Origin of the sequence: Bacillus cereus group sp. MG16, from assembly GCF_040459875.1 — a bacterium.
GTDB lineage: Bacteria > Bacillota > Bacilli > Bacillales > Bacillaceae_G > Bacillus_A > Bacillus_A paranthracis.
Genome location: NZ_JARVHE010000001.1, coordinates 1,519,198 through 1,533,562, shown reverse-complemented (window position 1 = coordinate 1,533,562; position 14,365 = coordinate 1,519,198). Strand labels below are relative to the sequence as shown.

Sequence of the window (14,365 nt, the reverse complement as noted above, 5' to 3'; positions counted from 1 at the left end):
CCTTACGCCTAGCTTGTTCCAATATATGCTTGTACTTATTTAATTAGAACTTCTTCTCTTTTACCATTACGGCTTTTCTGCTTCTTGTTGTGGTTCAAGTGGCGGCACAAGTGTTACACCTAACTCTGTACCAGGTTGCAACAATGTTCCTTCTGGCACACTTTGTTCAGTTACATATCCGGTACCAGTAGGTTTTAAGTTAAGCTTTAATGTTTTTGCTAAATTCATAACATCACGAAGTGCCCAGCCTTGTATATTTGGCATTGTAGGTTGATCTCCCACTAAGAACACTCGGTCACCCTTCAATGTTTGTTCAGTCGCTTTCGGTACTTGTTGCTGTACTTTCCCTTCACCTAATACGATTGGGCGAAGTTTTGCTTTATCAATAGCTTTTTTCGCTTCTTCCATCGTTTTTCCCGTTACATCTGGAACAGCAGTTTGTTGCTCTTTCACATATTTCTTCGGATCTTTCACTTCATTAGGCTTAATCTTTAAATACTCTAAACTATTCTTCGTTACATATTTAAAAATATCAGCTAAAGGTTGTGCACCACTCTCATCATCTTTCAACTTCGGTTTTTTAACAGCTACATATACAACAAGTTGCGGATCATCCATAGGTGCCATACCTAAGAACGAGAATATATAATTCTCTCTTCCTGTCATATAGCCACCTTTTCCATCCGGAATTTGCGCTGTTCCTGTTTTACCACCAACTGAATATCCATCGACTTTATAAGCAGTTCCTGTTCCTTTCGGTGATGTAACAACACGTTCTAATAACTGCCTTACTTGCGCTGCTGTCTCTTTTGTAACCGGTTTGCCCACTTCTTCTGGCTTATGTTCTAATTTTACTTCCCCTGTTATCGGATCTACAATTTTATCAATTGTATAAGGTTTCATCATTTTCCCATCGTTCGCAATAGCCGTTGCAGCTTGTACAAGCTGAATTGGTGTTACAGTAGAACCTTGTCCAAAAGCTGTCGTTACTTGCTGTATTTGCTGATCGAATAAAATGGTATTTGAACCTTCATCAGGTAAATCAATATTCGTTTTTTCATCTAATCCGAAAGCGTGAATATACTTTCGGAAACGGTCTGGACCAAGTTTTTGATCACCTAAAATAGCAAACGCTACATTGGAAGAGCGCTCTACCCCTTCATCAAATGTGATAGATCCCCATCCAGCACCGCCATTATGATCTTTTATTTTGCGGTTCCCGACTTGATATGTACCAGACTGATAATAATCTTGTCCCTTATACACACCTTCATTAATAGCTGCTGCTAGCGTGAAAATTTTCATTGTTGATCCAGGTTCAAATGCATTTGCAATTGCATCATTATAATAATACTCATTAATTTCCTGGTTCGGATCATAACTAGGTTTACTAGACATCGCTAATATTTTCCCTGTTTTTGGATCCGCAACAATTCCTATTAAGCTTTCCGGTTCATAATGTTTACTCGCTTCTTTCATCGCGTCTTCTAAATAACTTTGAATACGTTGGTCAAGCGTTAAATAGACATTATCTCCATTTTTAGGTGCCTTTACATTCACTTTTCCACCGTCAAGAGATACTCCTCTACGGTCACCTGTATAAGCTACTTTTCCATTAGCAGCACCTAAATACTTATCCAAACTCTTTTCTAAACCAAATTGTCCTATAGCAATTCCTTTATCATCAGGTCTCGCATGACCTACAACATAAGATGCGAAATCACCATTTGGATACACTCTTGCATTTTCTGTAATAAAAGATATACCTGGCAATTTCAATGCTTCGATTTGTTCCTTCTGTTCTTTCGTCAAGCCCTTACCTAAATTCCCAAATTCTACTTGACTTCTACCTTCTTTATTTAACGTATCTAAAATCTTCTTTTCATCTTTTCCGAGTACGCCCGCAATTTTCTTGGCGGTATCCTCTTTATTCTCAACCGGCTTCGCACCTTTTAGTTCCGCTACAAGTTTATAAGAGTTTGCATCTTGCGCTAACACATGACCGTTTTGATCATAAATCGTCCCGCGATTTGCTTCGAGAACTCCTGTTTTACTATGTTTTTGCTGAGCGAGTTTATCCAAATCCTGATTATGCACTGTTCCTGTCGCTTGTATGTAAAAAAATCGGGCTAATAACAGCAAAAAGAGCAGGAGGAATAAAATCATAAAATACCCTGCTCCCTTATTGGTATGAAATTTAGTCATATTTCTCTTCATTTTCCCTTCACACCTATTGCCTTATTTGAGGCCTTTCACATTATTCGCATTAATTTCTAGCCCGTGTTTTTTTGCAACTTCAGCGATTCGTTCATAACGACTTAACTTCTCTACTTCAGCCTGTAACTCTTGATTTTCTTTTTGCTGCTGTACAATTTTTTGTTCTATTGTCGCAGCTTCTACATTAACTTGATAAAGGCCTGCTTTATTTCCAATAAACGCTACACAGGCATACAATAAAAAGCCAATAAACACTACATACAACAGTTTTTCGATTCTTGTAATCTTCGCTTTAGCTTTCGGCTGAACCATCTGCTGTGGGGGCGTTTGAATCTGAACCTCTTCTTGCGCTTGTTGCTTGTACTTTACAGCTAAGTTACTCATACCTCTCTCCCCTTTTTATCGTTTTTCAGCGATTCTCAATTTCGCAGAACGCGCTCGATTATTTTCTTCTAACTCTATATCAGAAGGTAAAATCGGTTTTCTTGTAATAAGTTTTAATTTTGGCTTAAATTCATCAGGAATAATTGGTAATCCTGGTGGCAATTGTGGCGTTGTACTATTTCGCTTAAACGTCGTTTTACAAATACGGTCTTCTAAAGAATGGAATGTTATAACGCTAACTCTTCCGCCTGGCTTGACCATCTCAATTGCAGATTCCAACGCTTCTTCAAATACTTTCAATTCATCATTTACCGCAATACGGATCGCTTGGAACACTCGCTTCGCAGGATGTCCACCAGTTCTACGAGCAGGAGCTGGAATACCCTCTTTAATTAGTTCTACTAATTCCCCTGTCGTTTCAATAGCTTTATTCTCACGATACGCTTCAATTTTTCTTGCTATTTGTTTTGAAAATTTCTCTTCGCCATACTGGAAGAAAATTCTTACAAGTTGTTCATATGACCAACTATTTACAACATCATAGGCTGTTAATGGGGCATCTTGATCCATTCGCATATCTAACGGTGCATCATGATGGTAACTAAAGCCACGCTCTGGTGTATCTAATTGCGGGGATGAAACACCTAAATCAAATAAAATACCGTCTACTTCTGTTATACCTAATTCCTGTAGTTTTTCAGATAGGTAACGGAAATTACTCTTTACTGTTATGAACTGCTCACCGTATGAAGAGAATTTTTCTTTCGCATTTTGAATTGCTATCTCATCTTGATCAAACGCGATTAATCTTCCGCCTTCAGTTAATTGGGATAATAAATAAGAACTATGTCCTCCTCCCCCCAGTGTACAATCTACATATGTACCACCTGGCTTTATATCTAAGCCATCTACTGTTTCCTTCAAAAGCACTGTTACGTGATTAAACATTGTTGCACCTACTCTTTTTCCAATTAATTATGTTGAATGTATCTCCTCCTCTAAACGCATATTTCACGACTAGAGAACGAAATACTATGAAAGAACGACTCATTTAACTTGCCTACAAAGGCAGCATACTATACAAATCGCCATTTTCTTTTATTATATACTAAATTTTATCATCTTTTGCGGGAATTTAAATAAAAAACTGTCGAAAAAGATAATAATACGTTTACATTTTGTGCTATTTTGTCATATATTTAAGTATCCTGCATAATTACGATATTAGCTTTTTTAAAATTAATAATTCAGAAAAATTTCACTTCACAGTAAATTCAACGGAATAAAAATAAAATCCTGCTCCTAAGAGCAAGATTCTATAGTTTTATAACGTGATGTTTTCCATTCCAAGAGAACGGTTTTTCCATTACACGATCAACGAAATCTAAACCGAACTGATTTAAATAGTAACATACATTCCACACACGCTCTTGTGGCGCTCCCAATGGGCGTAGTGCAAATTGTATACGACGGAATTTATTTAGTTCCACTTCATGTTTTTTCTCAACATTTCTTTTCAACATTCTTTCCAACAGTTCAATTTGTTCATTAATTTTGAACTCGTTTTTCCCTGCAAACGAACTTAATCCAGGATCTATTTTCTTCACAAACTGTTGTAATGACTTATGAATATCAATTATTTCTTTTTTCGCCTCTTCAAATCGTTCATCTATCGGTTCCTCTATTTGATTAGATAGCCAGTTTTCACGCAACTTATCTACGTTATTTAAAAACGGGTCACTCTCTTGCAATTGTAAATCGTGTAAATCTGTCGCTATATCCCTCTCAATATAAGTAATTGTAATACGAGGAACGACAGGCGGCATTCGGAAGCCGATAGTATGGAAGACTTGTTGTAATTCACTCCAGTAAGCTAATTCCCCTGGACCTCCAATAAACGCCAACGTAGGAAATACATACTCCTGCATAAGAGGGCGCGTTACAACATTATTACTAAAGCGCTCTGGGCTTCTTTCCATCTCTTCAATCAATTCCTCATACGAAAAGGAATACGTCCCATCCTTCCCAACAAACTTCCCTTGATTGTCTTCAAGCAACACTCGCTCATTATCAATTTCCATGAATATATGTACTGCATTAGACTTTGTTTCAATAATTGGTTTATATCCTAATTCTTTAATTACTTCCTGTTGGTTATGAAGCCCCTCTTGCACTTCTTTATACTTACTTACAATTTGTTTAAAAAACGGCACTTCTAATTTTCTTAATTCAGGATGATGCGAATCGACAAGAATTAAACCAGAATTCATGAACATTCTCATAATAAGGTGACCAAAGAAATCTACATACGTATTCGATTTCCCTAAAGAATCATCAATAAATCGTAGTACATCCTTTGTAAAATTCGTTTCAGGGTATGTTTTAAAAATTTCTTCAATCCACTTTCTACAGTCTTCCAAAGAAAGCTCAGACTCTGAAGCACTCGCCTTTTTCGGATTACGATCATGAAAAATGGTCTTTTTTATTTTTTTATTCTTCGTTACAAAAGTATGATTAATTTCATCCATATCATGGTCTTCACCAGCAATCCAGAAAACAGGAACAACTTTAACGCCTAAACTTTCTTCCTTTTCCTTCGCAAGCTGTAAAACTGAAATAATTTTATGAATCGTATAAAGTGGTCCAGTTAATAACCCAGCTTGTTGTCCAGCTATAACAACATATGTATCTTCATCTTCAAGCGCTTTTACATTTTGAATGGTAGCTTCTCCCGCTTGTAATTTTGTATTATATTCTAATAAATGCGCTACTAAATCTTGGCGGAAAAACTCCCTCTCACGCAAATCTTGTACACGCTGTTTAAAAGCATTTTCTGTTAACATATAATCAAAACACGACTGTATCTCTTTTTTACCGTTCATATAGTCCGCTACAACACCTTGTTGCGGAACAGAGATTTCTTTTATCTCCATATAATTCTTCCTTTCGTATCCTGTTCTCTCACCAATCCACATTGTAGTCAATGTTTCACGTAAAAGCAAAGAATTACACTTATACTTTTACTTCTAACCCTTTTATTGCATCGAACAAAAATTGAAGTGTCGGAACGGATCGTTGCTGTTTCTTAGCTTCTTCTAATACATATCCAACAATCGCACCAATCTCTGTTTGTTTATTCGCCCTTACATCTGCCAACATAGATGATGTATTATGAGATGTTCTTTCACATACATGACGTACCATTTCCCATACCATTTCTTTTTCTTCTTTAACGAGAAAAACGACTTCCTGGAATACTTGCTCCATCATCTGATAAAAAAACGGGTTCGTGATCAATTCTCCGTTCTTGACCTGTAATAATGCTGTCAATGGATTGATACATACATTCACTACTAATTTTTTGTGCATAACATCCTTCCAATTATCTTCTATTCGAATTGGAAAATGCGGAAAAGGAAAGCAATTAAATATTTTTTCAAAATGTATAGACCGACCGCGCACGATTCCAAACTTCGTTACACCTATCCCTGTATGATAAACGATATGTCTTTCTTCTTTTTTCGCACCATGCTCTACAATTCCAACTGCAATATTTTCATTCTCTATTTTCTGCATAGCATGAAGGTGTGACATTCCGTTTTGCAAAAAGACTACTGAGGATTTCCCTCGCACAAAAGGTAGTATGTCAGTTATATGATATTGCTTAACAGCAATAAATATATAATCTAGCTGCTGGTCTAGCATACTTTCTATTGGTAATACTGGCGGGAATACCGTTTCACGTTTCCCCTCCCTAATACAAGTTACACCCGTTATATTTAATTCGTCAGCCTGCTTAGCTGTCCTTGTAAACAACGTAACATCTTGATTACTTTTTTGTAAATAAAATGTATACAATAGACCAATAGCTCCCGGTCCCACAACTCCAATTTTCATTTTCACACAAGGAACTCATTTGAACACGATACATAAGTCCCTTTTTCCCCTCCTCTTTTATTCCGCGAACCTCCGATTCATACGGAATCATAATTAACTAAAGATGATCAAATGCCACCTCTTCTTTCAATATGTATATACTACTTATTACTATGCTTCTACTCTTAGTTTAGCAAATCCTCAAAAAAATAATAAAAGAAATACACTATCATCTTCATAAAAATAAAAAAATGAGTTATAATATTATTATAAATATTTTCACTTTTCTGCATTCAATGAGACAAAAAGGATGTGATGTTATGGGATTCCCAAAAGTTGAGCGCTTGCTCATCAATTATAAAACATTAGACGAGTTTAAAAAATTTAAAGGCTGCGGAGCTCAAGAACTATCCATGTTAGAAGAATTACAAGCAAACATTATTGAAAACAATAGTGAATCTCCATTTTACGGTATTTATTACGGTGGATCACTCATTGCACGTATGAGTCTATACATGAAAAGGAACGGCGGGGAACCATTCGAAATTACAGGTACTTACCTAGAACTTTATAAACTTGAAGTATTACCAACTTTCCAAAAACAAGGATTCGGAGAAATGCTTGTAAATTATGCGAAGGGACTGCAGTTCCCAATCAAAACGATTGCACGTATCCATTCAGCTGGTTTTTGGGATAAATTAAATTTCCAACCTGTTTCAGTACCTGATGGTGATTTTTACGTTTGGCACCCAGAAACAAATTTGAATGCGGTTACAAATGAAGAGTCTGCATAAGAAATAAAAAAACAGCTACATAGCAGCTGTTTTTTTATTTCTTTAACTTCTCTAATTTCCCATTCGAACGAGCGCTATTTCTTTCCGCTACCATTACACTTCTTTTTTGATCGATATAATCAAGCAATGTTCTATATTCTTCCTCATATACTGATAATCGCTCCAACAGGCTCTCTTTCTCTGTTTGTAACGATTCAATTTGCTGTTGCAACACCACTAAAGAGTTTTCATCTTTATAATTTTTCAAGAAATCAATAACATCATTCAATGTAATTGACGTAGGTTCTAATACCTTCGTCTCTTTCACTTCATAATTTTCCACTTTACGCAGTTGCTTCGCTTCTTCAATACGTTCTTTGTATTGCTTTCTAACGTAAGAATTCCACCTAAAGCCACATGCTGCTGGTGTACGAGATAAATGTCTTCCCACTTCTTTAAAGGCAGATAATTGCGTTCCACCTTCTCGAATATGCCGGAGTACTACTTCTGCCAGAAGCAAATCTTCATCATCAGTCCAAGCATCTTGTCTTGTTGTCGCCATCTCTCTAGTCCTCCCTATGCATTTTTTATTAAACATATGCAGTTACTAGAAAAGATAGAATACAACAAATGAAGAATAAGACAAAAAAATAAACGTAGAAGATATCTTCTACGTTTATTTTCCCGCAATTACTTGCTAATTACTTCTTTACCTTTGTAAGTACCGCATGCTTTACATACACGGTGAGCTAATTTCGCTTCACCACAGCTTGGGCACTCTACCATACCAGGTACTGATAATTTGAAATGCGTACGACGCTTTCTTTTTACTGTTTTAGAAGTTCTTCTAAAAGGTACAGCCATTCTTCCCACCTCCTTAAAAGAAATAGTTATTTTCATATGAAGGCCTGAACCAGTCTTCCGATTATTTGTCAAAAAACTTTGCAAGTCCTGCCAATCTTGGATCAACAGGCTTTTCTTTGTCTTCTTCCGAAATCACTTGCCAGTCTTGACCTTGCGTCGGTGCTCCACCAGAAACATCATCACTGAAAATTTGCATTGGAATCTCCAAAAGTATATTTTCCTTGATTACGGGCAGTAAGTCAAGTACTTCTCCTTCTAAACAATGAATTTCAGCTTCAGTTTCAAATTCTTCTTGTGAAGTTTGGAACACCTCAGTTGTTTTAATGTCAAATGGTAATGTCACATCTACTAAAGAGCGAGAACATGGTAAAACCATGCTTCCAGTTATATGTAGATGGAACGTAAACTTACCGGAGCCAAAATCAACTCTTCCTGTTACGTGAACAGGATTAATTTCACGAATATCTTTCTCGACCTCTTTTAGCTCACTTACATCTACCATCTCATCCAATGTCAATCCTTTATTTCTCAATTTATTCAATTGATGGATGGACCATTTCATATCATATCACCTCAAGGCAACAAACAAAATTATAGCTAGCCATTTTATATTTGTCAATGTTTTTTCTTTACACTATAATGAAGTCATCATAGTAAATAATATATAGAGTATCACGTTTTTCAAAAAGATGCTACATCGAAAGGAGAGATTACCATAAAAGCCAGTGGTATTGTTGTTGAATATAACCCTTTTCATAACGGTCATGCTTATCATGTGCAACAAACAAAAAAGTTAACACACTCTGATATTACAATCGCTGTTATGAGTGGCCCTTTTTTACAACGTGGTGAGCCAGCACTCGTATCCAAATGGTATCGTACCAAAATGGCCTTAGCATGCGGTGTAGACCTCGTTGTAGAGCTTCCTTATGCCTTTTCAACGCAAAAGGCCGAAACCTTTGCAAATGGCGCTATTTCTATTTTAAACGCCCTACACGTTTCTGAAATTTGTTTCGGCAGTGAAGATGGACAAATCGAAAATTTTTATAACACCATCTCTGTGCAGAAAAATGAAGAAGAGACTTTTAATCGTCTTGTAAAGCAACTTATGAACGCAGGTAATAGTTACGCAAAAGCTACATCTGAAGCTTTCCTACACATTTTATCTTCTGAAAAAAATATAGACATGTCACAACCAAATAACATTTTAGGCTTCCAATACATAAAAGCAATTCTAATGCAAAATAGTTCTATGCAAGCACAAACGATAAAAAGGTTCGCATCTCATTATCATGATGAAACATTTAACGACCAACATATTGCAAGCGCAACAAGTATTCGCAAACAACTTTTTAGTGAAAATAGTTCCTTTACAGAAATTGAGCCTTTCATCCCAAAAGTGACTGCTTCTCTTTTAGCAAGTTATAAACAAAACTACGGGACATTACATAATTGGGAACAATACTTTTCATTTTTTAAATACAAACTTATGACAATGTCTCCAGAAGACTTACGACATATATATGAAATTGAGGAAGGTTTAGAGCATCGTATTTTATCAAAAATACAAACCAGTTCCTCCTTCCATTCATTCATGGAAGCGTTAAAAACGAAACGTTATACGTGGACTAGATTACAAAGAGCTTGTACACATATTTTAACAAATACAACAAAAGAAGAAATACATTGCGCAAATATAGAGCAACATGCACCATACATTCGTCTATTAGGCATGTCACAAAAAGGACAAACGTACCTTTCAAAAAACAAGAAAAAAATAGAGCTTCCAATCCTTACCCATACAAAAACATTTGACCATCCTACTTTACACATAGATCGAAAAGCCAATTCTGTATATTTCTCCATCATACAAGAACCATTACGAACACAACTACTAAAACAAGATGCAACACACCATCCAATTCGTTACGATGAAACAACTGCAAAATTCCTATAAAAAAATCTCTCTTTTCAGAGAGATTTTTTTATTTCTTGCCCATTTTTTCCAAATACATTAATGCATCATCCAACGTATCAACTGGCACAACTTTCATTTTCGTTTTAATATCTTTCGCAGCCTCAAGTGCATCTTTATAATTCGATTTCTCCGCACCTTTTTCATTTGGTGCAAAGAACACTTCAGCACCAGCATCACTTGCAGCAACCACTTTTTGCTGAATACCACCAATCGGGCCAACTTCTCCCTTTTCATTGATCGTCCCTGTTCCAGCTATTTCATGCCCTCTTGTTAAATCATCTTCCACCAGTTGATTATATATTTCTAATGTAAACATTAGGCCTGCCGATGGTCCGCCTATTTCATGAGAGTCAATTTTCACTTTCGGATCTACTACTAATTCTCTTTCCGTAACGATAGAAACACCTATACCAACACGTCCATTTCCATTCGGAATAGTCTTTACATTTAAATTTTCTTTTAACTGTTTCCCATCCCTCTTGTACTCAATATTTACTGTATCTCCTTCTTTTTTCCCTGTCATATATTCAATAAATTGTTCTGTCTTTTCAAATGTTTTTCCGTCGACGGCAATGATAACATCTCCAAGTTTAAGCTTTCCTTCTGAAGGCATCCCTTTCGCTACACCAGCAACCAACACACCTTTATTTTCAAAAGAAACAGTACGATTTGCACGTTTATAAGCATTATAAATCGCTGCATTTTGCGAATCTTTCATCGCATAATTTTGGCGAAATTGATATTCTTCATCACTTTCACCTTTTTGTAATATTTCTTCCGCTTTTGAAATATGTGTATATTTATTAAACTGTGCCGCTATTAAATTCACTACATTTGCCGGTCCCATTGAAACCGTAACAAGCATAAAATCACCTGATTCTTTTGTTCCCCCTTCAACTTGAACGTAAGGCTCTAATTTGGCAGCCATTCCTGGTTTCGTTACATAATACGGCAGACGTACATAAACAAGTAACATTGCCAATATAACCCCTATTAAAATTGCATATATAAACCGAAAACGCTTAAACATTATGTTTCTCCTTCCACTGCTCAATTAATAAATGAATATTTGCAACATGCTTTTCCGCTTCTACCTCTCCAACTCGAATAATGTCTTCAATGTTTGTAAAAGCCCGGGAACTAAATTGTTCTACAGCTGGTCGCATCATTAAATCAGATGCAATTTGCCGATTTATCACAAGCTCATGTTGCATAATTTCAATACTCTGCATAATTACATCATAAATAGACGTAACCTCTCCATTTACTTTAATCGGGGATACATCAACAGCAATGACAATATCGGCACCTAACTCTTTCACAACCGATACTGGGATGCGATCAATTACTCCGCCATCTACCAATAATCGTCCATCTATTTTCTCTGGCACAAACACTCCAGGTACAGAAATACTTGCTCTCACCGCCTCTGCAACTGGACCACTTGTAAAAACTACTTTTTCCCCCTTTAAGATATCAGTAGCCACAACAGCCGTCGGGATATCTAATTCTTCTAAATTTTTATTATATGTAAACATTTTAATCATATCTTTGACACGTTTTCCAGAAATAAATCCCATTTTCGGAACCGTAAAATCTAAATAATATTTCCTCTTAAAAACATTTGCCAGTTTATACAGTCTTTCAACGTTTGAACTAGCCGCATAAAATGTACCTACCAAAGCCCCCATACTACTTCCTGCAATCATATGAATCGGTATATCATTTTCCCTTAAAACCTTTATCACACCAATATGAGCAAAACCTTTTGCGCCCCCAGATCCAAGAGCTAAGCCAATTTTCGGTTCTTTCACTTTTCTCACCCTTTAATTTTTTTCGTTCCTTTTTCATACTTATGGTCTAAATTCACTACGTATCCACGTATACTGAAATGAACGTTTTTTGGGACAAAGGGGGATTTACTTACATGTATGAAAAATGGAAAACGGCTTTCCTTACCATATCAACACTTTTTTTAACCTTTTCTCTTGTACTCCACCCCCAAGCTGCTTTACAAGCTTCCATTCGAGGGTTAAATATATGGTGGGAAGTTGTATTCCCTTCACTTTTACCGTTTTTCATCATTGCCGAACTTCTCATTAGTATTGGTGTTGTAAAATTTATAGGCGTTATATTAGAACCACTTATGCGACCACTTTTCCGCGTTCCAGGAATAGGCGGATTTGTTTGGGCAATGGGAATGGCTTCAGGCTTTCCCGCTGGCGCCAAATTAAGCGCTAGACTGCGCAAAAGCAATCAGCTAACACAAATTGAAGCAGAGCGCCTCGTATCTTTTACAAACTCATCCAATCCACTTTTTATTTTTGGCGCTGTTTCTATCGGTTTTTTCAATAATCCGAAATTAGGAATCGTATTAGCTGCTGCACATTATGTAAGTAATTTTGCTGTCGGGTTACTGATGCGTTTTTATGGCAATAACAACAGTTCCACGCATGATAAACATGTTACTAAAAAACACCCTTTTCAAAACCCTTTTTCAATTCTACACGAGACACGTATGCAAGAAAAAAGACCAATAGGAAAATTACTTGGGGACGCTATCGTTTCTTCTATTCAAACGCTACTTATGATTGGTGGATTTATTATTTTATTCTCTGTTTTAAATAAAATGATTACTGTATTTCATATTACAGCAGCCCTTTCTTTTATTATGCAACATATTTTATCATTCTTCCAACTAACTACTGAATTTAGTATCCCAATATTATCTGGCATGTTTGAAATGACACTTGGAAGCCAAATGATTAGTCAAATAACTGAAACACCCCTCCTGCAGCAAGCTATGGTAACAAGCTTTATTTTAGCATTTAGCGGCCTTTCTATTCAGGCACAAGTCGCTAGCATATTAGCTGAAACAGACATTAGATTTAAGCCCTATTTTTTCGCACGAATTATCCAAAGTATTCTTGCCCCTATTTTTACTTTTATATTTTGGAAACCATTTTATGAAAAAGTAAGCTCTTTTTCACCTATGCAAAAAGATATCCCTGTCTTTTTATCGAATCATTCTTCTATTCTGCATGAATTTTGGACATCTTTTATACACTACGGACCGATATTTACATTATTTTGCTTATATATATATGTCATCTTATTATTTTTTCGGAGCAACAAAGAAAAACCCCGTTCACTTTAACGGGGTTTGAAACTTTTCTTTTAAAGCACGTTCTACAACAGGAGGTACAAGATCTACTACACTTCCTCCATATCTCGCAACTTCTTTCACAATGCTCGAGCTTAAAAATGAGTATTGATTGTTTGTCATAATAAAAAAGGTTTCAATGTTTTCATCTAACTTTCGATTCATAGAAGTAATTTGCATCTCATATTCAAAATCAGAAACTGCTCGTAATCCACGTAAAATCGCGTTCGCATTACGCATTTTTGCATACTCAACTAGTAGTCCACTATGTGAATCTACTTTAACATTAGGAATATCCTTTGTTGCTTCTCGAATTAAATCTAAACGCTCTTCCACTGAAAAGAACGGTTTTTTTGACGAGTTGTTTAAAACTACTACGTATACCTCGTCAAATACTTTTGCTCCCCTTTTAATAATATCCAGATGCCCAAGGGTAATTGGATCAAAACTTCCCGAAGAAATAGCTATACTTGTCATTCCGTCCCCTCACCTTCATACTTATAAATCGATATCGCTGTAATGCCATAATTTTCAGCTCGCACTTTTACAAGTCTTCCTATAGCCTCAGGTAAAACTACATCATTACCATGCTCCGCCATAATTAAACCATCGTTATGTAGTAATCCATGTTGATCCATTACACTAATTAAAGATACAATTTTTTGATCTTTATATGGAGGATCAATTAATATAAGATCAAATGATATTTCACGTTTTATAAGTGCTTTTATCGCACGTTCTGCATCATTCCGATATACTTCAGCTTGTTCCTGTATTCTACAACTTTCTAAATTTTGATGGATTACCTTTATCGCTTTATTGTCTCGATCAACAAAAATCGCTTTATCAATCCCTCTACTTATAGCTTCGATTCCAAGACCACCGCTACCACCAAATAAATCAAGAGCGACACCCCCATCAAAATAAGGGCCTATCATATTAAAAATGGATTCTTTTACTTTATCAGTCGTTGGACGTGTTGTATTACCTGGCACCGCTTTAAGTGGGTGTCCTTTACATTTTCCTGAAACTACTCTCATCTGTTGTCACTACCTTTATTTCAATCTATCGAGCAATTATAGAAAGCCTTTCTCCATTCGGTAACCGCTA

The 14,365-nt window shown here is 36.1% G+C and carries 15 protein-coding genes; 3 read left to right on the top strand and 12 right to left on the bottom strand.

Annotated features, from left to right (window positions below; genetic code table 11):
• Positions 1–66: 66 nt before the first annotated feature.
• The 5 genes from QCI73_RS08115 to panE all read right to left on the bottom strand — a co-directional run bounded on the left by QCI73_RS08115 (position 67) and on the right by panE (position 6,504).
• The gene (locus QCI73_RS08115) at positions 67–2,217 is read right to left on the bottom strand and encodes a penicillin-binding protein (protein WP_483299572.1); all 2,151 of its coding nucleotides are present in this window, start codon (positions 2,215–2,217) and stop codon (positions 67–69) included.
• A gap of 21 nt (positions 2,218–2,238) precedes the next feature.
• The gene (gene ftsL / locus QCI73_RS08110) at positions 2,239–2,601 is read right to left on the bottom strand and encodes a cell division protein FtsL (protein WP_000067083.1); all 363 of its coding nucleotides are present in this window, start codon (positions 2,599–2,601) and stop codon (positions 2,239–2,241) included.
• Between the two features lie 15 nt (positions 2,602–2,616).
• Positions 2,617–3,549: a 16S rRNA (cytosine(1402)-N(4))-methyltransferase RsmH gene (gene rsmH, locus QCI73_RS08105; RefSeq protein WP_000481789.1), complete on the bottom strand. Its 933-nt coding sequence runs from the start codon at positions 3,547–3,549 to the stop codon at positions 2,617–2,619.
• A gap of 368 nt (positions 3,550–3,917) precedes the next feature.
• A complete protein-coding gene (gene bshC, locus QCI73_RS08100) occupies positions 3,918–5,534 on the bottom strand; it encodes a bacillithiol biosynthesis cysteine-adding enzyme BshC (RefSeq protein WP_353822738.1) in 1,617 nt (538 codons plus the stop codon).
• Between the two features lie 79 nt (positions 5,535–5,613).
• Positions 5,614–6,504 carry a 2-dehydropantoate 2-reductase gene (panE, locus tag QCI73_RS08095; RefSeq protein WP_353822737.1) on the bottom strand — a complete coding sequence of 297 codons (891 nt, stop codon included), beginning with the start codon at positions 6,502–6,504 and terminating at the stop codon, positions 5,614–5,616.
• A gap of 293 nt (positions 6,505–6,797) precedes the next feature.
• On the opposite strand from panE, the gene QCI73_RS08090 reads away from it, so the two are divergent.
• Positions 6,798–7,271 (top strand): N-acetyltransferase, encoded by a 474-nt coding sequence (locus tag QCI73_RS08090; RefSeq protein ID WP_000506707.1) that lies wholly within the window; start codon positions 6,798–6,800, stop codon positions 7,269–7,271.
• Positions 7,272–7,305: 34 nt separating this feature from the next.
• Here QCI73_RS08090 and QCI73_RS08085 read toward each other — a convergent pair whose 3' ends face one another.
• The 3 genes from QCI73_RS08085 to QCI73_RS08075 all read right to left on the bottom strand — a co-directional run bounded on the left by QCI73_RS08085 (position 7,306) and on the right by QCI73_RS08075 (position 8,676).
• The gene (locus QCI73_RS08085) at positions 7,306–7,812 is read right to left on the bottom strand and encodes an RsfA family transcriptional regulator (RefSeq protein ID WP_327922579.1); all 507 of its coding nucleotides are present in this window, start codon (positions 7,810–7,812) and stop codon (positions 7,306–7,308) included.
• A gap of 128 nt (positions 7,813–7,940) precedes the next feature.
• Positions 7,941–8,114 carry a 50S ribosomal protein L32 gene (rpmF, locus tag QCI73_RS08080; RefSeq protein ID WP_001984764.1) on the bottom strand — a complete coding sequence of 58 codons (174 nt, stop codon included), beginning with the start codon at positions 8,112–8,114 and terminating at the stop codon, positions 7,941–7,943.
• 61 nt (positions 8,115–8,175) lie between these two features.
• Positions 8,176–8,676 (bottom strand): YceD family protein, encoded by a 501-nt coding sequence (locus QCI73_RS08075; RefSeq protein ID WP_000872145.1) that lies wholly within the window; start codon positions 8,674–8,676, stop codon positions 8,176–8,178.
• A gap of 153 nt (positions 8,677–8,829) precedes the next feature.
• Here QCI73_RS08075 and QCI73_RS08070 point away from each other — a divergent pair, with 153 nt between their 5' ends.
• Positions 8,830–10,071 carry a nucleotidyltransferase gene (locus tag QCI73_RS08070; RefSeq protein ID WP_353824097.1) on the top strand — a complete coding sequence of 414 codons (1,242 nt, stop codon included), beginning with the start codon at positions 8,830–8,832 and terminating at the stop codon, positions 10,069–10,071.
• A gap of 28 nt (positions 10,072–10,099) precedes the next feature.
• Here QCI73_RS08070 and QCI73_RS08065 read toward each other — a convergent pair whose 3' ends face one another.
• Both QCI73_RS08065 and QCI73_RS08060 read right to left on the bottom strand, forming a co-directional pair.
• Entirely contained in the window at positions 10,100–11,122 is a 1,023-nt protein-coding gene (locus QCI73_RS08065; protein WP_000476306.1) for a SepM family pheromone-processing serine protease, read from the bottom strand.
• Positions 11,115–11,906, bottom strand: coding sequence for a patatin-like phospholipase family protein (locus tag QCI73_RS08060; protein WP_000662598.1), 792 nt, complete (start codon positions 11,904–11,906; stop codon positions 11,115–11,117). Before QCI73_RS08060 ends, QCI73_RS08065 begins: the two co-directional genes overlap by 8 nt.
• A gap of 113 nt (positions 11,907–12,019) precedes the next feature.
• Here QCI73_RS08060 and ylbJ point away from each other — a divergent pair, with 113 nt between their 5' ends.
• On the top strand, positions 12,020–13,249 hold the full coding sequence (gene ylbJ, locus QCI73_RS08055) for a sporulation integral membrane protein YlbJ (protein WP_327922578.1): 1,230 nt from the start codon (positions 12,020–12,022) through the stop codon (positions 13,247–13,249).
• Here the strand turns inward: ylbJ and coaD are convergent.
• Positions 13,241–13,732 (bottom strand): pantetheine-phosphate adenylyltransferase, encoded by a 492-nt coding sequence (coaD, locus tag QCI73_RS08050; protein WP_000200598.1) that lies wholly within the window; start codon positions 13,730–13,732, stop codon positions 13,241–13,243. The two genes, ylbJ and coaD, sit on opposite strands and share 9 nt — an antisense overlap.
• Positions 13,729–14,295 (bottom strand): 16S rRNA (guanine(966)-N(2))-methyltransferase RsmD, encoded by a 567-nt coding sequence (rsmD, locus tag QCI73_RS08045; RefSeq protein WP_001266987.1) that lies wholly within the window; start codon positions 14,293–14,295, stop codon positions 13,729–13,731. Before rsmD ends, coaD begins: the two co-directional genes overlap by 4 nt.
• Positions 14,296–14,365: the final 70 nt, after the last annotated feature.